Raw genomic sequence first — 20,472 nt, 5'->3', positions numbered from 1 at the left:
GGGGCCATCAAGCCATCCTGCTAAGCGGGAGCGGCAAGCGGCGGCAACGACGCGACGGGGGATTGTGGATATGTGTAGAACGCGGGGCTCCGGCGCAACGGCCAGCTGGCGCACAAAACAAAAACGCGGGCCAAGGCCCGCGTTCGCGTCAAAAAATTATTTTGTTCAGATAACGTTATCTTACAAATGTCCAGACTGCTGGGGGGATTGTGTCATAACGCCTGCCCATAATTATTTCAGCCAGTCTATGATCCGCAGCGGAGTTAAACGCCTGTAGATCTTCATTAGAATACTTGCTTTCGCCGACTTCAATAACCTTTTCCAGAGTATCTCTAGAACTACATTTCCTGAGTCTGTATAAGTGCATTTCTTTTTTTTCTTTAAAATCCATATTAATCATCCTTAGTTGATTTTATCTTGTTCTTTGAAGCATGCTCCATAACAAACTCATATTCAGCTTTGGATACATTTTCAATAACATCACCACAAATCAATTTATTTTGCGCAGCAGAATGCCAATCTATTCTTATATTTACCTCTACTAACTTACAAGAGGCCCAATAGCTCTTATTAGCTATAAGGCTCTTATTTCTTTCTTTATCCGTATTTTTATGGATGGATAAAATACATAAGGCTATTAATAAAGAAAAAAAGATAGAAATACACGCATACAAAAAACATTTGAAAATTAGAGACATGAATTTAATCCCCCATTAATACATTCTGTAAATTAGCCTTTCAATCCATTTATTCTTCATAAACAACCTTAAAATCACCATGACTGGAATTTTCCAGACGTACAAAGACAGATTCACCTTCATCGTCAATAACATCAACCCCCGGTAGTTTCAGATTTTCCCGATTAGTCTTTACCGGGTAGGATCTACCAGAGGTGAAATAGTAAACTGATTCTCCGGGTTCAATACACAACATCGAGGAAATTTTTTTTGCCATCATTGCCGCCTTTATTATATTCGTGAAATCGAACATGCCCCGTCGTAGCGGGGCCACTTAGTATCTAAATACCAAGTATTTTCTTTGTATACTCGATGTCTACAAAATGCGTCCAATTTCCCTTGTAAAATTCAATAGCGGCTTCTTCCAATGTGATCAAGCCAGCTTCGAAATCCTTTTTTACTGATTCATGAAAGCTGGGTATATCAAACGGTTTATTTTTGCAGCGCATATAATTAACTCTTGTTTGTTTAACTTGAGATAATTATAACACTTGTGTTATATAAGACAAACGTTATTCATGCCTTTTTAAAAATTTTTGTTTTGCTCGTCAGCATGATCCAATCACCATTATCTAATCTAGCAACCTCATATCCCTTTGAAACTAAATTATTAAACTGTTGAACCGTATTAATCCCTGCCGCTTTCGCTGCTTTTTCTCGATTACCTTCATAGTAATCATTCACCATTTTGACAATAGGAATACGCATAATTACCTCTTGTTAATAACACCTAAATTGCATAACGATTGTGTTATATATCAAGTTATGAAGCAACTCCCAAACATCAGGTTATCGCAACGGGATGCGTAACAAAGCCACTTGCGCGGCCTTATAGAACATGGATTCGTTCAATTTTTTTCACGCCGCGTTTTTTTGACCGTAAATTACTAACCATCTGTTTTACAACAAAACACCGCCTTGCCTGGTTCGTGCTCGATGGCGTTGGCCAGTTGCTGGCGCCCGCGACCGGCGCGACCATTCATTCAACAATACTGAATCTTTCGGTATGTCCAGCACAGCTGGCAGAACCGGAGGAATTACCAGAACGTCCGCTCGGCTTACCAGCCATGAGGATAACAAGGCCATGAAAGCCACGCATCATAGACACGGCTGTTACCACAGGCCGCAGCATAGATCCCGCGATCAGGAAAATAATAGACAGGGGAATTAATTTGTTCACTTTCTAAATCCATTTCGATATGACCAATCGTGACTGTTTTTTCATTACGAAACACACTGATGTAATTACAAGGTTTGATCGCACTTACTGACCATGCTTGCTCGATTAATTCTCTTCTTGTTGCCCGACATGCAAAGCCTCGCCATGTATTATCTGCATATAATGATTGACCATGTTCACTGAGTGCCGTGTGTTGCTTATATTCATCTTCCGGGATAGTTTCGATATGCTTGGTGATTATCTTAATAAATTCTTCACTAAATTTATCCATTACGCTATTCCTCAATAGTGGCGAAATATTCGAAAACAATTCAGGGGACTTGTCTTGTCCCCTGGGTAAATCGCGCTATTTAAGCCATACAACGATGCAGGCTATAAAAAGGATGAGCCAACATAGATAGGAAAGACCGTTAGCAATTTTTCTATCTAGGCTATCTTTCGCGCTATTCTTACAGCCGCTCTTATTTCCAAGAAGTCGCACTATTTCTTCTTCTTCTCAAGCTCGAATGTCACTGCGCCGGTGCTTTTATCTTTCAGCACTAGCGCTGCGTCAAAGGGCTTATCTTCTTTCGATTTAAAACCCTTGAGTACCGCTGTTTTCCCTTTCTTTATGAGTGTTTCGGCCTGATTGTTCGTAATTTTTTTAGTAGCGATAATTGACCAGATCCCAAATTTGCAACCGCAGCACGAAAAACGCTTAGGTGAGACAGCAATAGCACCACCGCAGTTAGGGCAAGGCACCTCTAAACGGTTAGCATTAGCGCTATTAGTTTGTTTCTCTGTGACCGGCTTCCCGTCTTTATCCGGGAACGTTGTTTTGCAGTCTGGATAACAGGAGCAGCCCCAAAAGAATCCGTTAGCGCCTTTCTTCTTACGCAGATCCCCTTTCTCACATACGGGGCAAGGGGTTTGATTTGACGAGATATTGATACCGTTCTTTTCCAGCTCACCGATCAAGCCGCTGATATACGCATCTGTCTCTTTAATAAAGTCGGTAACAGTCAGTGTTCCCGCCTTGATCTGGGCCTGTTTTTCAGCCCACAGAGCCGAAATATCGGGCTTAACCACCTCCTGTGGGAGTGCAGCGCAAAACTCCTGCCCCTGCTTTGTCGTTTTCCAGACCAGCTCTGAGTAGCCTTTTTCTTTCTCGATAGAGATCAAGCCGGTGTTGGCCGCTAACTTCTCCAGAATCCCTCCGCGTGTCGCTTCCGTCCCGATACTGCCCTGGTCAGTGCTCCCCGCGTCTTTCGCTTCAAGGGATTTACGCAGGACAGGATCGTCGATAAATTTTGCCGCCCTGGTCATTGCGGCCAGTAGCGATGATTCAGTGAAATATTTCGGCGGTAATGCCGGTTTTTTGTCTACGCTGGACGATTCGCATACGCCATTATCGTTAAATTTCAGTGTAGATAAATCAAACCCTGTCATTTCTGTTTGATCATCAGCGTCAGCGTCTTCATCATCAATGTTATCCTTGCCTAGCGCCTCCCAGCCTTTTTTTACTAAAACACTTTGTGTCGCAGTGAACGTGTCCCCTTTTATATCAAAATGCACTTTCGTTTTATTACGAATAGCATCAGGCCAGAACAGGCCGATAAAATAGGTCGAAACAATGCGGTAAACGTTTTTTTCTTTTTCGTTTAATTGAACACTGGCACCGCTTTTTGTTGTTGGAACAATAGCGTGATGCGCTTCAATTTTACTGGCATTAAACGCTTTATGTTTCTGTCCCTTGTCCATGCCAGCAACTGACGCTGCGAGTTCCGGCATCGTCGCACTGATAGCAGCAGCAATATCGCCAGCCTGATAAAAATGCTCGTCAGACAGATAGCGGTTATCTGTACGCGGATACGTCAGCAGTTTATGTGTTTCATATAATCCCTGCATGATATTAAGCGTTTCTTTCGCTTTGTATCCGTATCGTTTCGCACAGATTCGCTGGAGCATGGAGAGATTGAGCGGCATCGGCGGTTTAGTGTTTTCAGGTTTAGTGGCCGCGATCGTCACAATGGCTTCTTTGCCAGAAACCCGTTCTGTAATGTGTCGAGCCTGGGCCTCTGAAATTAGCCGTTTCTTTTCATCGATCTGGTCGCTATCCGTTACCTGGTACTTCGCTTTAACCAGATTCCCCTTCAGCTCCAGTTCTGCGAACACATCATAGTAAAAGCTCTCTACGTGGTTTTGATTTGCCAACGTTCTCTGGTTAACCAGCCCCAGCACAGCACTCTGTACGCGGCCAACATTAAGAATGCCTTGATAGCCCCGCTCCCGGCCTTTCACGGTACAACCGCGAGTCAGGTTATAGCCAAAACTTTGATCCAGCAGTGCGCGTGACAATGCGCTATTAGTCATGCCCCGGAACTGTTCGTTCGGCTGCATGTTAGCCAGAGATTTTTTCACCGGCGCGAGGTTAAGGTCAGCGACGTGTAAACGCTGGACGGGTTTTTTGTTGTTTGCATACCCTAAAATTTCATCTACAAGCAGCTGGCCTTCATCATCCAGATCGCCAGCGTTGACAATGCTAGTTGCCTTCTCAATCAGCGACAGAATAATCCGTGTTTGCGCTTCTGATTCAGACTTCATTTTGTACGTTGGCGGGTATGTCGTCTTGATCGGCAAATCACTGAATTCCCATTTTGAGTATTTCGGATCATAGTCCTGCGGATCGCACAGCTCCAACATGTGGCCGTAACACCATGTCACAACGTCAGAGCCGTGCTGAAAATAGCCGTTTTGCTTTTCAGTATTTGGATTACCACCCAGCCCTTCAAAAATAGCTTTAGCTAAAGAGGGTTTTTCTGCGATAAATACTCTCATTATTGTTTCCTTTGATTAATAAATTGATTTTATTGGAAATGCTGCCCGTTTAGGCTTTGAAGCCATATAAGAATTTATTAACGATTTTCTAATGAATTAATTTAATATCCTGCCGTATACGCTCTCTGGAGCCGAGAGTTTCAAATTTATCAACATCAACTTTTTTCCAGTGATTTTTCTGTCTGGAAAAATAATCCCTGTCCCATCTAAGCACGCGCTCCCCGTCTTTAAGAATACAAACCATCCGATTTTTTGGCGTTCGTGAGTTCTTTACTATCGTATTCAAGTCGTCATTGAGATCAAACTCAACAACCGACTCAACCCCGTCATTAGATACAACAAGAATTTCAACTATCATAAAAAATCCTTTTTAGAGTTTTAGTATCGATGATATTTTCACGCAGTAAATATTGGTCGATTATAAAATCGATGAAAATCTGACATCAATACTACTGAAAACAAGAATATCGTCACAAACAACATAACAATAAGTAGGCGTCTTATTGTTCGCCTTTAGATATTCATTGTATGAATTAAGAACATGCTCCCAATTTGATGATTCAAATTTAGCTTCAATCACCCCGCCATAGGATTTATTTATTTTATCAGAAAAAGTAACCCCTTCACCTGAAAGGCCAATGCCCGGCGGGAAGGGTTTAATATCAATTGCAGTACCATGATTAACGGTATCGACTAATCCTATTACGATATGAGTATAGGATTCAGTAATCGAACTATTAGATGATTCCATAGCCCCCTCTACTCATTCTTTGCACAAGCAGCTTGTACTAATGATTGGATGCATCCAGCCGCTTTATAAATAACGTCCTCTGCACCATCTTTCCCAACCGAATTAACTATGATGGAAAGCTGAACGTTAACTTCACTAGCCAATAAATAAATGTTCTCACCTTCATCATCAAACATCGGATCGTAAGTCAAATTATCTAATGACTGTATGATATTGTTGGCTCTCTGTTCAGCAGCATCGTACTTCCCGTTTGCTATTTCTTCATTCATACACCTTATTTGCCGTTCCTTATCTGGATAAGTAACTTGGTTAAGATGAATTTTTATTAGTTTTTTCTTTAGAGACAAAGGCGTAATACCGGAAAGATTATTTAATGATTGAAGAATATTACTAGCTCTAAAATCAGCAGCATCATATTTTCCGTTTGCTATTTCTTCATTCATGCATCTTACTTGACGTTCCTTATCTGGGTAAGTGATTTCGCTAAGATTAATTTTTTTGATTTTTTCTCTCAGATGATTATTTGACATTACCATTTATCGAAAACCTTATTATGAATATCTAGTTATCAATCGAAGGATCAAATACTAATTTTTCAAAGCGCTCTAAAAACTCTTTCTTAGCAATCGGATCGGATTTTTTTGGGGGCGCACGCAGTAACTCTATTTTCCCATCGTGGGAAACATCAAAATCGCAATGGCAATTGTCACACTCAGCTAGGCGGCAAGGTAAATCATTTTCTTTAACCATAGAAATCTGTACTTCAACGGCGTTACCGCAGTTAGGGCATTTAACGGTCATGGAGTCACCGGCAGGCCACAAACATTTATTCATGAAATCCCCATCGCTAGTGAAAGTTATAAGGGTATGCAGGAAACGTTAACCAGCTTTCTAGTGAGAATTCCGTTTCAGGATTCCAGTAAAAGTAATAACCACCTGGATTAAAGTAAACAGAATGTTCACCAATCACGCCTATTTTTTCTGTTTGAGAGTGATTTAATAATCGACTGATATAAAAATCAGGCACACAAGAATCAATCACGTTGGTCTTTACAAGTTCTTTACGGGATAGTTTTTCAATGTTATCGCGACAATCGTTTATGTTAGATAATTCACCAGTTATAACATCGAAACCATTTGAGACAGTATCACCGGTCATTGCCCTGAATATATAATCATCCCATAACTCTTCATCAATACGTTCGACATGTTCCTGAATGATACGAATAAAATCGTTTCTTATAGGCTGGTTATCATCGGTTAACTTTTCAGGGAAGCTGATAAGAATCTCAGCCGTATCACCTTTACCGTGATTAAATAAAGAATGTAACGACTCTTCATTACCAAACACTGATTTAAAATCGTCTACATCACGAATAAAACAAGACATATACAGAAATTCTTTAGTCTTAAACATGCCCTGTAAATCTTCACCGTTCAGGAATGCATACTGGCTAATACGCTCATACAAGAGGGGCTCTATTACGTTAACTTCGGCGAGACTTTGTGTTGCCAACGGATTAATATAGCCATCAGCACTGATAATAACCCCGCGACCAACAATTCGATTATGAAAACGTAGTTGGTCGGACTCACTCATTTTAGAACGCTTCTCTTCCATTACTTATCACTCCGATTCTCATAAGCGTTACATTAAATATTCATAACTGCCAACACTTGGCGCTCTGTCGATTGTTTTAAATTTCCCCTTTCCTGTTGAAACGGAATACTCAATATTGCAAGCATCATCAAAAAGAGAATAAATAATATCATTAATCATATCAGAATCTATACCGGGGTCTGTTTCAAAACAAACGCTAGTACATGTCTCAGAGGCAAAGAAATGACAAGGAAGTGTGTCATTACCCTTATCAATCTTTGTGATATTAACAGCTACACTCTGTTTATTTGTCATTATTTGAATCACCCATCACTATTGCAAAAAAGTGTTGCGATAGAAAAGCATCAATACTCTCACGCTTACTCGCCTCTAATTTATTATATGTTTCAGAATGCATACGCGCTTTGTTAAGCAGATCGTTTGTGTTTGAAAAGAAATAGCTATCAGCGTTAGCTACTAACTCCCTGCCGATTTCATGAATCGGACTAGACTCAATGAGTTCACTACACTCATCATCTACAAACTCAAAAAGGGATGTAGCGTAAACGCCGTATGAAGCCCGTGGAGACGGTTTTAGCGTGTATGGGTAGTTATCTGCCACTGTCGCACCAAACGCATCAGCAGCCGCTGGTAATCTGTCATTGCCGAAGAACGGCACGGTGAGCCGTTCCCTCTCGACGGTAGGCACGACATAATATTCAACGCGTTTTGTAATCAACCGATTTTCATTTATTTCACTGAACACCTGGCTGAGACGTTCACCGCGATTTCGATTTCTGTCGTCTAACATCGGATACATGCAGGGCTGATCATTGGCCGGAATCCAATTTTCTTGAATTTTGCTTATGCGCGTTCTATACGGGGTATTATTAAATCCATTCCAAAGAAATTGGCATTCTGTTACCGCATCAAAATCAGCATCATTTACATGAAAATGAATTGTGTGGCTGACAGTATCTATTGCGTCATAGCCGCCGACTCCTGTTACAGACCATCGGGTAATGACAGTGAAATTATCAATAGGTTTATCTGTTTCAATAAATAATCCGTTTATTGCCTTTCGGCCTTTTTTTCTACAGGCCACATTATAACATTTATTTGGGTAAGGCGTTTTAACCATCAGGCCAACACCATTTTTCAAAACCATATTTAACTCTGGAATACTGACATCAATCAAATCAGTTTGAACGTTTGCATACTGCAAATAAAAACGAGGCGTTAAATGTATAAGCATAATTAATAACCTTTATCTTCTACAGATAGTGAACAAGCATCTTTTTTTGTATCTATTTTTATGACAACATTCAAAGCTCCGTAGTATTTACGGTTAATATCACCATCCTTAACTTTACTATTTCTATTAAAATCATCAATAAATGTTCTATAAATAAGAATTATATTTTCATCATAGCTACCATTTGCAAAAACAGTTTCAGGCAAAAAAACGTCCTTTTTGGCATTCCATGATACAGACCAATTACCGCCAAAATTACATTTCATCTCTTTACCGCTTTCAACAATTTCTTTAAATGACGACCCGGCTAGATACGTTGTTACGATTTTAGTACCGTCCGTGTTCCCATCAGATGAATTAACACTTGCACTTGCAATTGAAGTGATGACAAATACAGAAGCCATGATTTTTTTAATTTTATTCATAAAACATCCTTTCATCTATTAGTGAGGCATAGTTAAAAAAACTTTATTTTCGTCTTGCGACAACTTGATAAACTCAAACAATTCGTCTTCTGTTACATCCTTGATGTTCGATTCCATTTGTGCCAAGCAACACCAAATAAAACGCACATCAGATACACGCGACGCTATTTCTATTCTGAACTGGCGCAAATCATCTTGATTCATCTGGCTTACACGGCCACTCAGCTCCATATCATGCAGTTCCTTCATTTTAGACAGCGCAATCCTGTAACTTTCATGAAGTTCATTCATTCAACACACTCCATAAATTAAATAACCTTTTCGCCCCGTTCAGCTCTGGCAATGATATCGGCTCTGTTCTTTGTAAGAAGGGTTAGATAATTAGCGTAAATTATTTTCGCGTAAACGATACGTAGTCTTTTTTTCTCGTCGGAATCATAAAGCCCCGCATTGTAAGCGCCTATTGATTCCCAGCTCACACCATTTCTTGCTATGAATTCCGCTAAAATATAACTCCCCACCATGATGTTCTGGCAGGGTTCAAACAGAGCCTTTTCAGTAATCCCCATAGCCGCCAATCTTTTCAGATGATAAGAATTAATCTGCATAACGCCGATATCGATAGAAACGACCACACCCTGTTTATTTCGGTTCTTATTCGTAGCGGAGGGATTCATACCGCTTTCCTGTGATGCTATCGCTATCAGTAGCAGTGCATCGATGCTATAGCGCTTAGCCGCATCGGAAAAACAGTATTTCGATTGAGAAAATGCACTACAGGAAATAAAAAAAAGACTCAATATCATAATTCTCATGATATATAACTCTGCACAGGAGAAAAACAACATACATGTGAGGGACGAATGGCATTGATTCTTTCTTTCTTAACCACGCATACATTAATGTTGTTAGTAGTGTTCCGAATATGAATATTGGCAAACTATAAAACGACAAATAGATACCAACTGGAAACAACAAATATAAATCACCGCTATAAAAAACCCTAACACGCGAAAATAGATTAATAGATAAAAAAATCAGATAAAGCGCAACACCGGCGGTGAGGTGTAGATAGCGTTCGGTCAGATCCACTTCTACAAAAACGTGGTATGCCGAAACCCAACACAATATATAGATGAGAAAATCCGGCACCCATTGCTTATGTATATCGGCATAACAAATCATCGCTAAAGAAACTAAAAAAAAACTTTCAGTGAGATTACCATAACGATAATGGAAAATAGCCACTGATAGCGATAACAGCAACGAAACAGAAAAAAGAGGAAGGTTATAAGGCTTATCGTTATATTTTTTATTATCTATGACACTATCGTAACTTGATACAAAGTCATTTAGCGTTCGTTTATACAAAATCGGAAACACACAGAAGAATAAAACAGGAAAAAAAATCAATACGCAGGAAAAATAATTCATACACCCCTCAGAATAAATAAACAACATATCCATCTGGAATAAATGACGGTTTTGTAACATTCCCTTTTGGGGTTACCAGTAAACCATCGTTAGTAAGGCCAATATTTTTTGAATTATATGTTTTTTCATTAAGTTCTCTCATCATCCCCTTCTCATCCTGCATGAAAACATAACCTGTTCCATTGATATAGAACGCCCTGATATCCGTCCTGGCTGTAAGCCACGCAGGATAATAGCCATTAAGTGACGATATTTTAACCTCACCCTGAACGGGGTTTGCATTGATGTACCTTGCAAAAACATCAGAGTACAGAATAAAAGCAGTAGCCGAAGTTTTTACCTTTGCCTGTTCAAAAACTTCACTCCTCGAATTCATGCTAGTGATAGTTAATGCACTGGCTAGAGCAAAAAAAGCAAAAGCGCCGGTGATCGCTGGAGAGTTCATGTTTACCTCGTCATAGAGAATGCGCCTTTCAAAAAGGCGCGATTTATTAAAGTGGGTGTATCTCAATATTCCCCGGTAGAATGTTGCTGGGGAACGGTATGTGCTGCTTGTTTTTTATTCTGGTCGCAATCGCTCTCAACAATGCCATTGAACCTTGTTCCGTTGCTGTATCAACCGAATCCGCAACAACTGACAGTTCATCAAAATCCAGAAACGTTAACGTGAACGCGCCAGAGGTTTCATCAATTTTTGCCGGATATGGGACAAAAGGATCGGCTTCCACCGTATTTATTTTTTTCTTTTTCGCATTAAGTTTTTTAGCTAAAAAAGATGTTCTTAAATGCGCATATCTTTTAAGCATATTCAGATTCATGTGTCCTGATATACTGCTGATTTCTAAATCAGTTAAAATCCCTAGCTCATACAAACGAGAAATAGCTTCATGCCGTAAATCATGAAAATGTAGATCATGTATATTCAAATTTTTTACCATCTTCCTCCACGCTGATTTAAACCCGCTAGACGTGTACAGAAAAACCTTTTCATTACAACCAGTAACTGGCTTCATTAAATTTATAAAACCCACTGCTTTTTTAGTCAGTGGTACGGTTCGTAACTTTCCGTTTTTTGTTTTTTTTAATAAAACACTGTTCATGGAAGAAGAAAAATCGCACCAATTCATAGATAGAATCTCACCCTGCCGCATAGCGGTTTCCAGGGCAAAACCAACGATGCAATACAATTCATTATTTAATCGACTCGCATGATTGAATATGCTGCGTTCTTCATTTCGTTGCAAACGCCGCTCCCTGCTCGGTGATGGCTTAGGCTTTCTGACGCTGAGAACAGGATTGCTATTGCATGTTCCCCATTCAATAATGGCGATATTAAACAAATTGGAAATCAAAGCCATTTCTAACCTAACAGTATTATTCGATATCTTCTTTCCTGTTTTATTATTATATTCACCAAGCCGCTTATCCCTATAATTAGCAATATCTATAGTTGATATTTTATCCATATATAAATTAGCAATATCATAGCGTTTGATTACATTTATTCTATAGAACTCCTGCAACGCCCCATTTTTGTACTGAGAAACAGCTGTGTAATACCTATCCAGTGCATCAGCGAATAACATTTTTTTTATACGCATATTCCCCCCGGTGAAAACAAAAGGGAAGGACATTAGAACACGCTCACATGCCTGTCAATCCGGTGCGTGGGCCGCACCGAGTAATGGACGTGATTTCTACGCAATTCGAATCCCAAACGACTTCCCATTTTCACGATATTTCGAACGTTGCCAAAATTCTAACGAGCAATATTCCTGTAACCTCATCGCCAATTATGAAGCTGGGGCGTGTTCGATTGGCACGAATGAAACAGGAAAATGTGGATGTCCGAGTAATAAAACAAAAAAAATGGGGGTTGTTCTTTCAGAGGGTAACTCGTCATACGTTGGCTTGCTGATGCTATGTGATTGAGAATCCCCCTGTATGTAACCTCCCTGTCAATCCGGTATCTGGGCCGCAGGCGGCGGATTACAGACGTTGACCGGCTCGTTGTGCCCCGGATCGAGTAATGTACCGGTGATGTACTATGTGACAGAGGGCTACGCTTGGGGAAACCGCAATCGTCGTTATACTGAAATCGGGCAAAAATGGATATCGTCTAGTCAGATTAACGATACGGGCGAAAACTGCTGGGATTCAGGCTCAAACGGCGAAAACGGCTCTGGCGGACAGCGTTGTGCTCTGTTCAATAAATACTCAAAAATAACGAGTGTAAAATGCGGCTAACAGCAATCTGTTCACTACCTCACACAGCTGATAGATGTAAACTTTGACCTGTTATCACTCTGATTGTCCCCGCTACCTGATGAGCTGCGAGTTTCAAACTCTCCGGTTATAAATTTTTTGTAACCAACAGGGCACCCACACCGCCCGATCAACGGATTTTGCGTAGAGCAATAACGTTGATCAAACGAGTTCAAGATATCGTTAAATGCTCCCGGTTTCGTGCCTCCATCCGTAACGTTTATATAGCTATACACTGTGTTTGTCGCTGTAGCTAAGTTGTATTGTCCACCTGAAGCACTAGCGGCCCCCCACGCACCGGATTGACAGGGAGGTTAGCCGCACTTGATTTTCTCGATGCTGCTAAACTCGTATGCTCTTCTAGAACATGAATTCTGCGAGTTTGAACAATCAATATTCTGAGTTGCATCAAACGGGCTAATCCACATGTAACCTGAGGTAGAGCTGCTTCTACCTGTATTTTTTCTCATAAATCCGTACATGCCGATTAACATCGTGCCTGGCGGACATTCATCCAGATACCCACCGTATCCGCCATTTTTAACAACGACGTCGATCAATCCGCCTGCGGTTGCCCACGCACCGGATTGACAGGGAGGTTAGCCGCACTTTGTTTTTATCGGATCTAAATATAAACGGCGGATTTCGCAGATGTGATCGTCCTTCCCACGACACGACTCATACGTGTCATTTATGAGATGAGATGGCACCCACTGCAATATCCGAAGTGATGGAATCGTGTTGGTAAACGCTTGGTACAAAACAGGCACAGTTCCGTTTGGGCAGGCATTACCATCAACCGTAAGCAGCCCTCCGCCTGCGGTTGCCCAGGCACCGGATTGACAGGGAGGTTAAGGCTTAAAAACAGATAGCTCTACAATCGGTATTGGAATAAACATAGCCAGTGTCCATTTGCCCACTCACGATCCATTCTCCGTTAGCATTTTGTTGTACAGAACAAAGAGGGCCGGGACCCTCTTTACCCCAATTCCCATTTTGTATAGTTCCCAAAGCACAGAATTTATGTTTACCGATGTTTTGTGCATGCCACCCCGATTTTTGGGAATAATACACATCGCCGATACCTGGCTCACTCCACGCACCGGATTGACAGAAAAGTGCGCCACCGTTCGCGTCGCGGCTTACAAGCCCGTTTGACGCACACGCTGTGCCTGCAACTTCAATTTTTCCAAGCTGAACATACTCATCTGTTGTGATCCGATTTCCCGCTTTTAGCTGGCCGTCTGTCTGGATGCTTTTACCGTTGTACGCACGTATCCAGGTATCATCTGTCATATGCCAGCCGCCGCCGTGTTTGTTTGAATACCAGCCCGTATCGCCGTTTGTACGAAACCATTCATCAGTGGTTACAGCGCCAGTAGCAGTGACCTCTTTTGCATTATTGACGTTGTTCCCGTTCATATCGATGGCCGTGCGCATTTGATTAACCTCTGGATGGCCATCAATCGCCCCGCGATGCAGAAAATCGTTATTAGCGCCAGATTCAGCATAGAAATTGGCAACAACCAGGTGATTTTCACCGGGATTGTAGTTACCGAATGCACTGAGCGCTTCATTCCAGGCTCCAACCGCCCCTTTTGCCGTGGTTCCTGATATATATCCCCCTTTGCCGCTGCCGTTATCAATCCGCTGCGCGATACGTTCAGCTTCATCCCAATCTAATTCAGATCCGCCTGTCGTGAACGTCATCATATGCAGCTGGCCGCTAGCCGGTTGATATATTCGAACGTGGTAACCTTGCCCACGGTTATTTTTCTCAGAAAAACCCGCCCTTAAATACCCCGCATTCTTTAATGTAGCGACATCGAGAGTAAACGGGGTCGTAGCGGTTGTATTTGCCAGCAAAATATCTTTTTTATCTTTCAAATAGCTGTCTGCTGCTTTTGAAACGGCTGTTATATGCCCAGCTGTATTGTCCTCACGAATATTATTCGTAAACATAATTATTGCTGGTATTGTGATAGTCCCTAACACCGAATAACCGAGTGCTGTAGCGAGAGAAAACGAAGTAATATCTATTAACCCGCGTTTAATAATCATTCTTGATACTCCTTTGCGCTAGAGCGTTAAAATCATCAACAAGAGTAGAAAAATTGCCGTGCGCAATTTTTAATTTTACTGATTGCAAAATTGTATCTGTTTCGGTGTTTATTAACTTATATGCAGAAATAGATACATCATAGCCTCTCAATGTCTTTATATTATCTTGCCCATTTCGGTAATTAGGCTGTAATTTTTGATGCGATATACCGCACAAGGCTTTAGCTATCATTGGATTCGATTGACTGTTTTTTTCTGTGCACAGAATAGAAAACCGGTCTATCGCATCGATGACTGAAACACCGTGCAGCGTCGCACACACGAACGTTCCGTTTAACGACATTTTAAGCACTTCATACGCTGTTTCTGAGTCTCGAATCTCACCAACAAAGAGATTCGGTACTCCCATTCGAAGCGCCCGTTTTAGAGCACCGGCGTAGCCCTCATATTCGTCAACCTCAAACTGAATACCGCGCCCGTTCCCGTGAGGGCCACCTAGCGCGGTTTCGATTGGATCTTCCAGCGCTACCGTTATTGATCCGGTCTTATCTGTTCGATATGCCATAAATGATGCAGCTGACGTGGTTTTACCTACGGCCATGTCGCCAGTTACCAGGAACAATCCGTTGATTTTCGGATTAGCCAGCATAGATTTAATTTCATCACTGATAGCTAAATCATCAATAGGCAAGACGCTGTTTTTAGTCCGTCTTATAAATATTACCGGATGGTCATATGCATCATTTGAAACAGTAATTCGATAGAGAACATCATCAAAATTAATATTGAATTCACGCCGTTTAGTTTCTTTATGCTTCTTTACGCATTCAAATTTCAGAGCGTTGATATTATCTAATAGATCAGGAGGGGCAGGAACGAGTAAATTACTCGCTCCTTTTAATCCCTTTATGTCGGTGTATCCCTCACCGACATAAATATCAACAAACTCCGAGTCAGACAGACTCGCCATGAGTTTTACACCTTTTAGCTATTCGTTGTAACTACAATGGTGTTCGTTCTCCCCGCATTACAAGAGGCGGCAGAATCCGTTTCTGAAATAGTAGAGGTAAATGACTTACCATTAATTGACACGCTTTTAACATCATTCAGGCTAAGCTGAGGCGACATTTTTGTACATGTTGATTCACTAACATTATTAGTGGTTGCAATAAAACCAAATCCGTTACCGACTACAGTTACTTCACCTCCGTCATTATTATAAATCTTATCACCATCTACTTTAAATACCTTCGCAACTTGCTTACTTTTAATCAAGGCCGGAACCATGTTACCCGAATACCCAACGCCGTAGGTATACCCGCTTCTTGCTGCCGAAATCAACGTACTCATCGCTTGTGATGCTGATACACTAAAAAACATATAATAGGCCAGCAATGCCGCTGCACCGACCATACCCAGGCCAAAATAACGCATACCTGTTGAAATACTGGTATCGGTAGTATCAATTAATCCGCGCTTCATTAATTTCATGGTTTTTTTCCTTAAATTACATTCTAAAAAAAGATACTTTTATCAGATCATACATAACAATACATATTGTCATGAATACAAATGCGAATCCGAACATAACCCAAATCTTTAATTTCTGACCTTTTCCTTTTATATCCTCCAACGTTTTTTTCATCTTATGCTCTGAGAATCGACTTAGTGATCCTGCCGAGTTTTGATTGTTAAAAATTGTTTGCATCTTGATTATTGAATCCTCATCAGGAAATTCATAACCAGAGACAGAAAGCGCCGAACCTAAATTCTCTTCCCCCGTATTCACACCGGACATCGCAGCTTTAACCCGCTCTTTTAACCACTTCGATTTAGATGATTTATGGATGTGCTCTAATGTAAACTTTAGCGACATACCAGAGGATAACATTGCATCTACAGATGTTATAAAACTTGCCCCCATCATTAACTTGTAGAATGAATATGGAGGATACTTGTCAAAATAAAATCGAAGATCCCCCGTCCAGACCGGTATTGACTTTTTGATAACATAAGTCGCAAAGATTAAAAAAGGCGCAAGTATGTAGCTATAGTCAGTCATGAAAATGTAAAGGTAGTACACTGCTTTTTGTGCTGAACTCCATCTTTCCAGCGGCGTGGTTGATATAACTTCCGGTATCACGGAATAAAAAATAACACCTATTAAAGAAAAACAAATAAATATCAAGTATAGGATTGTATTTCGTGTGCTTTTTATTTCCTTATTCAGAATATCGGCATTATCCGCAAGAACCATTGCTTTTTCAAAACCGATATGTGATTTTTTTGAAAGGTAGTTTGTATCAATTACCGTTAATTCTTGTTCAGGTAACCAATCCCCAAATGCAGTAGAAAACCCACCTTCCCCTTCTTTATACCTTGCAGCGCACTCCTTTAATATCATAGCCATTGCAGATTTAGGCTTCTTTCCCTGCCGCGTATAACTCCTGATTAGATTTTCAAAAATGTCTTTAACACTCATATTGTTCATTGCATACAATTTAAAATTGTCATACAACTCTATTCTATCCCGTGAATTCAGCGTCGCTTTAAAAAGAAAACGTTGATAAGCTTTCATTGGCTATGACCTGTTTATTAAGCGATTTAACTATACATATCGTCTCGATTGAGATTACAAATATCTTTATTTGCAAGAATTGGATCAAGATATCCACTATTAATTAAACGTTTAGTTGAGGAGCATAATGAAATGCCCCCTTTTTTTAAAAAATACTGATACGCTGAGAATTCATCTTCTTTTTCATAGATGCGTAGCATTTTGCGATCAGTTTCAATAACTTCAAAAACGCCGGTACGCCCCTTAACCCCCTGATCGTCACACTCTGAACAACCGCTATTACTGGTTAAAAAGACGTTATGTGCATCACAGTGCTTTTCAATGAGTTCGATTTTATGTTGATCAAGGGGATACTTGATAAGTTCAGGGTTATCTTTTGCCTGCTGATACGGCACTTTGCAGTGTTCACACAGCAGCGGGGCCAGACGCTGGCCGACCATCGCAACGATCAAAGAGGGATTTGTTAACAAATCCAGCGGTACGCCCAGGCCACGTAGACGGATTAGCGTTTGAATAGCCTCCGGTGTATGCAGCGACGTTATAACATAGTGACCAGTTTCAGCCGCTTCAATCACGCCGTTTGCGCTGGCAGAATTATTAATTTCACCAAATAGAAACATATTTACGTCTTGGCGCAAGATCGACGACAACGCGTCTCCCCACGCTTCGCCGGGTAGTAATGGTGTTTGAGTAATTCCATCCATTGGATATTCAATCGGGCTTTCTACTGTTGCGATGTGTATCCCCGGATCTGAACGTTTCACATCTTCACAGATAATCTGGGCTAACGTCGATTTACCAGAACCCATCGGCCCGGTGAAAAATATCGCGCCTGCTGGTTTAGCTATTGCTCGTTTAATTGCAGCAACTTGCTCGGGTAGCAAGCCTAAATCCGAAAAATTCGAAACAGGGGGCCGAGTTTTAAACAGGCGTATAACCATGTGAAACCCGTCCTTTGTGGGTCGGCTGGATAACCGCCCCCCGCTTAACCCAAATTGATCTACATAGGACGGAAGAACCCGCGATTCACAAACAGCATTAGGAATGAATGTTCCCTCACTTTGCTCGACGCTTATCCAGTTAAATATCGTTCTTGCACGTCGCTTACCGGCTTCAGCAGGTATTTCTCTCTGAAATCTAAGTTTGCCATCTATACGATATTCGATATTACATAGATTTTCTTTTACATCTAAATGAACATCGGAGGCGTTTTTGCTGGCTGCATCTTTAAAAATATCCAAAGAAAGATTAATGCTTTCTTCCCTGCTTTCATTCTCATCAGCCCTATTAAATCGCTTATTAAGATAATCCATCTCAGCAATCGTTAATGATTTTAAATCATAATCGACGTTGTTTTCTTTTAACGTTTTCTCACAGTCTAAAAGAACGGCGCTATCGTAAATAGTTTTTTCGACGCAGAGCGTATCTTTACCATCCGACCGTAATATGAATATTTTTCCTTTATACGCATCAGAAATACGAAGAAGATCATTATTTTTTGATAACGAAAAACTGCTATTTATCATGAAGATCTCCGCAAATTAAAGGTTTTATCTCCGCTTGTGATTTTCACACTGTCAATAGAAATCGAAATTACTTTAAAGCTACCGACTGAATCACCGACTTTTACGCTAGACGTCGAACCATCAGGAAAGCGCAGCTTAGCCGTTACCCCTGTGACGTTTGAACCCATTATTTTTTCTATAACAGGTAATGCAGTTGTAGCCGTATCAACTTTAGAACGACTCCCACCTGTATTATCGTTATTGTTGCCCTGAACATTAAATTCGCTGGAAAACTCCTGAGAAGCAGCCAAAGCCTTGTTTCTTTCTGCCAGAGCTTGATAATACGCTGTCTCTCCCTGAATCACGTCTAAGTCACCAAATGTTTTAGTTTCAGCGAAAACCAAACCAGAAAGCAGAAGGGAAGACAAAACAAAAATTCTAATCACCATAAATGACTCCTTTAACAGAATACTTAACTTGCCCATCGTTAATAACTGATGATATTGACACAATACGAGTACCTAACAAATCATCATTATCGTTAAATATCATTCGCGGCGGGATGTTAGACGTATATTCAAAATTAACACCACTCCATTTTTGCGGAGGTAGCTCCATACCATCACTATCTAATTTTGGGCTGGGCTTCGGTATTGACTTTAACGATGGGATAATATTAATACGTTGTAAGATAGTAATGACCTTATCGACTCGTTCATCAATGTTACCAAGGGGATCATCTCCATATGCCGGTGTGTCAATTTTTAATGCAATTGATGCAACAGTAGACTCAACATAACTGAATGTAGGAACTACACCGAAATGTTCAATAGCCGCACGTTTAAATTCCATTATTCCAACTGCGGAGTTATCAGACCGATAATACTTTATATTAACGGTTGTTTTTCCAGCTGGTTCCAACTTGTCCATTTCTCCACAATCTATCCTTACAGGTTTCCAGCCCTCTAGTGATAAATCAATACGCTTGTAAAAAACATCACAGGCTTTTATATATTGGCTTACCGACGGTTGCTCAATCCAAGGATGGCGCATGTTCTCCATCAGCGCCTTATTTTTTGCCTCTTTATTTATTTGCTCTTGCCGTTCTCTCACTAATGCTTGTTGCCGCCGTTTCTCTGCCTCAACTCTATTGTTGTATTCATTCAGTAAAATTAAGCCAATGATTATCAGTAAAAAGACAACAGCGGCGATAACACATTGCTTTTTAGTTAATCCAAATTTTAATGGCCGTAAAACAAGGTCATTATGCTTTAGATTCCAAAAAAGCCATTTTCGAGTTAATAGCCCTTTGGTAAGAATAGAATTCAAATCTAAAACATAATTTACTAAGTCAATTTCATCCGGCCCAAAGATAGAAATCTCACCACTATCTATATCTTGTGAAAGACGGGATTTTAAAGAATTTATTTCTTTTGTTACCGCATCCTTTCCGATAACTCTATCCGTCCAGGGGACTATCGTTCCGTTTATACTGGCAACAACAACATAGGAATCATCATCAAAAGGGAAAACGGTAATCCATTTCCCTTCATTGATTTTATTACCTTCCTTCTTCGCTAGTTCTTTTATTGCAGAAACGACAGAAAGAGCAAATGAAAAACAGCCTCTGACATCTATCTCCTTTGTAGCATACCCAGCCTGGATAGTAGGAACCCCTTTATTTTCTATTTCACGAATTGCTACGACGCTTAATTTTTCATTTTTATTGTCAATCTTTTCATTTTCTTCATTGGCGATCCTTTTAACCTCTTTTAGATAATTCCGTGAGAAGGATAATGTTTTCCATTCCAGCCCGATCACAAACTTCATACCGTTTATGACAATGGTAGTCAGTTTACTCATC

26 protein-coding genes are annotated in these 20,472 nt (G+C 40.6%); all 26 read right to left on the bottom strand.

Translation table 11 applies throughout. The features are described from left to right. Positions 1-175: 175 nt before the first annotated feature. The 26 genes from BUB06_RS21260 to pilO2 all read right to left on the bottom strand — a co-directional run bounded on the left by BUB06_RS21260 (position 176) and on the right by pilO2 (position 20,471). Positions 176-391 (bottom strand): Hha/YmoA family nucleoid-associated regulatory protein, encoded by a 216-nt coding sequence (locus tag BUB06_RS21260; protein WP_039476097.1) that lies wholly within the window; start codon positions 389-391, stop codon positions 176-178. A 1-nt stretch (position 392) separates the two neighbouring features. Next, positions 393-698, bottom strand: coding sequence for a hypothetical protein (locus BUB06_RS21255; RefSeq protein ID WP_039476101.1), 306 nt, complete (start codon positions 696-698; stop codon positions 393-395). 49 nt (positions 699-747) lie between these two features. After that, on the bottom strand, positions 748-954 hold the full coding sequence (locus tag BUB06_RS21250; RefSeq protein WP_039476104.1) for a hypothetical protein: 207 nt from the start codon (positions 952-954) through the stop codon (positions 748-750). A 299-nt stretch (positions 955-1,253) separates the two neighbouring features. Continuing rightward, positions 1,254-1,445 (bottom strand): hypothetical protein, encoded by a 192-nt coding sequence (locus BUB06_RS21245; RefSeq protein ID WP_039476106.1) that lies wholly within the window; start codon positions 1,443-1,445, stop codon positions 1,254-1,256. A gap of 350 nt (positions 1,446-1,795) precedes the next feature. Continuing rightward, positions 1,796-2,188, bottom strand: coding sequence for a hypothetical protein (locus BUB06_RS21240; RefSeq protein ID WP_039476108.1), 393 nt, complete (start codon positions 2,186-2,188; stop codon positions 1,796-1,798). Positions 2,189-2,397: 209 nt separating this feature from the next. Next, positions 2,398-4,734, bottom strand: a complete 2,337-nt coding sequence (locus BUB06_RS21235; protein ID WP_039476110.1) for a type IA DNA topoisomerase — start codon at positions 4,732-4,734, stop codon at positions 2,398-2,400. An 88-nt stretch (positions 4,735-4,822) separates the two neighbouring features. Further along, the gene (locus BUB06_RS21230) at positions 4,823-5,092 is read right to left on the bottom strand and encodes a type IV pilus biogenesis protein PilI (protein WP_039476112.1); all 270 of its coding nucleotides are present in this window, start codon (positions 5,090-5,092) and stop codon (positions 4,823-4,825) included. Positions 5,093-5,152: 60 nt separating this feature from the next. Next, positions 5,153-5,485 carry a hypothetical protein gene (locus tag BUB06_RS22050; protein ID WP_139294567.1) on the bottom strand — a complete coding sequence of 111 codons (333 nt, stop codon included), beginning with the start codon at positions 5,483-5,485 and terminating at the stop codon, positions 5,153-5,155. Between the two features lie 8 nt (positions 5,486-5,493). Then, complete coding sequence (locus BUB06_RS21225) at positions 5,494-6,021, bottom strand: hypothetical protein (protein WP_039476113.1); 528 nt, start codon at positions 6,019-6,021, stop codon at positions 5,494-5,496. Positions 6,022-6,046: 25 nt separating this feature from the next. Beyond that, positions 6,047-6,319, bottom strand: a complete 273-nt coding sequence (locus BUB06_RS21220; protein ID WP_051982130.1) for a hypothetical protein — start codon at positions 6,317-6,319, stop codon at positions 6,047-6,049. Positions 6,320-6,332: 13 nt separating this feature from the next. After that, positions 6,333-7,106, bottom strand: a complete 774-nt coding sequence (locus tag BUB06_RS21215; RefSeq protein ID WP_039476115.1) for a hypothetical protein — start codon at positions 7,104-7,106, stop codon at positions 6,333-6,335. Between the two features lie 27 nt (positions 7,107-7,133). Continuing rightward, positions 7,134-7,400, bottom strand: coding sequence for a hypothetical protein (locus tag BUB06_RS22045; RefSeq protein WP_139294565.1), 267 nt, complete (start codon positions 7,398-7,400; stop codon positions 7,134-7,136). After that, positions 7,390-8,340 carry a DUF6012 family protein gene (locus BUB06_RS21210; RefSeq protein WP_039476118.1) on the bottom strand — a complete coding sequence of 317 codons (951 nt, stop codon included), beginning with the start codon at positions 8,338-8,340 and terminating at the stop codon, positions 7,390-7,392. Before BUB06_RS21210 ends, BUB06_RS22045 begins: the two co-directional genes overlap by 11 nt. A 2-nt stretch (positions 8,341-8,342) precedes the next feature. Next, complete coding sequence (locus BUB06_RS21205) at positions 8,343-8,765, bottom strand: hypothetical protein (RefSeq protein WP_039476121.1); 423 nt, start codon at positions 8,763-8,765, stop codon at positions 8,343-8,345. An 18-nt stretch (positions 8,766-8,783) separates the two neighbouring features. After that, positions 8,784-9,056, bottom strand: coding sequence for a hypothetical protein (locus BUB06_RS21200; RefSeq protein ID WP_039476123.1), 273 nt, complete (start codon positions 9,054-9,056; stop codon positions 8,784-8,786). Positions 9,057-9,073: 17 nt separating this feature from the next. Further along, positions 9,074-9,571: a lytic transglycosylase domain-containing protein gene (locus tag BUB06_RS21195; RefSeq protein ID WP_039476125.1), complete on the bottom strand. Its 498-nt coding sequence runs from the start codon at positions 9,569-9,571 to the stop codon at positions 9,074-9,076. Then, positions 9,540-10,199, bottom strand: coding sequence for a prepilin peptidase (locus BUB06_RS22495; RefSeq protein WP_161797662.1), 660 nt, complete (start codon positions 10,197-10,199; stop codon positions 9,540-9,542). The genes BUB06_RS21195 and BUB06_RS22495 overlap by 32 nt, the downstream gene beginning before the upstream one ends. 7 nt (positions 10,200-10,206) lie before the next feature. Next, positions 10,207-10,644: a type IV pilus biogenesis protein PilM gene (pilM, locus tag BUB06_RS21185; protein ID WP_051982132.1), complete on the bottom strand. Its 438-nt coding sequence runs from the start codon at positions 10,642-10,644 to the stop codon at positions 10,207-10,209. A 46-nt stretch (positions 10,645-10,690) separates the two neighbouring features. Continuing rightward, positions 10,691-11,800, bottom strand: coding sequence for a site-specific integrase (locus BUB06_RS21180; protein WP_039476185.1), 1,110 nt, complete (start codon positions 11,798-11,800; stop codon positions 10,691-10,693). 1,522 nt (positions 11,801-13,322) lie between these two features. Next, on the bottom strand, positions 13,323-14,525 hold the full coding sequence (gene pilV, locus BUB06_RS21175; RefSeq protein WP_072886170.1) for a shufflon system plasmid conjugative transfer pilus tip adhesin PilV: 1,203 nt from the start codon (positions 14,523-14,525) through the stop codon (positions 13,323-13,325). Beyond that, on the bottom strand, positions 14,515-15,495 hold the full coding sequence (locus BUB06_RS21170) for an ATPase, T2SS/T4P/T4SS family (protein ID WP_039476128.1): 981 nt from the start codon (positions 15,493-15,495) through the stop codon (positions 14,515-14,517). The genes pilV and BUB06_RS21170 overlap by 11 nt, the downstream gene beginning before the upstream one ends. 14 nt (positions 15,496-15,509) lie before the next feature. Continuing rightward, positions 15,510-16,016 (bottom strand): type 4 pilus major pilin, encoded by a 507-nt coding sequence (locus BUB06_RS21165; RefSeq protein ID WP_039476130.1) that lies wholly within the window; start codon positions 16,014-16,016, stop codon positions 15,510-15,512. Positions 16,017-16,032: 16 nt separating this feature from the next. After that, complete coding sequence (locus BUB06_RS21160; protein ID WP_039476133.1) at positions 16,033-17,103, bottom strand: type II secretion system F family protein; 1,071 nt, start codon at positions 17,101-17,103, stop codon at positions 16,033-16,035. 26 nt (positions 17,104-17,129) lie between these two features. Beyond that, positions 17,130-18,629 (bottom strand): GspE/PulE family protein, encoded by a 1,500-nt coding sequence (locus tag BUB06_RS21155; protein ID WP_051982136.1) that lies wholly within the window; start codon positions 18,627-18,629, stop codon positions 17,130-17,132. After that, positions 18,626-19,057, bottom strand: a complete 432-nt coding sequence (gene pilP, locus BUB06_RS21150; RefSeq protein WP_039476134.1) for a type IV pilus biogenesis protein PilP — start codon at positions 19,055-19,057, stop codon at positions 18,626-18,628. Before pilP ends, BUB06_RS21155 begins: the two co-directional genes overlap by 4 nt. Beyond that, positions 19,047-20,471, bottom strand: a complete 1,425-nt coding sequence (gene pilO2, locus BUB06_RS21145; RefSeq protein ID WP_039476137.1) for a type 4b pilus protein PilO2 — start codon at positions 20,469-20,471, stop codon at positions 19,047-19,049. The genes pilP and pilO2 overlap by 11 nt, the downstream gene beginning before the upstream one ends. Position 20,472: the final 1 nt, after the last annotated feature.

The organism is Pectobacterium carotovorum (genome assembly GCF_900129615.1).
Lineage (GTDB): Bacteria > Pseudomonadota > Gammaproteobacteria > Enterobacterales > Enterobacteriaceae > Pectobacterium > Pectobacterium carotovorum.
The sequence above is the reverse complement of the archived record's forward strand: the minus strand, read 5'-3'. Positions and strand labels throughout refer to the sequence as shown.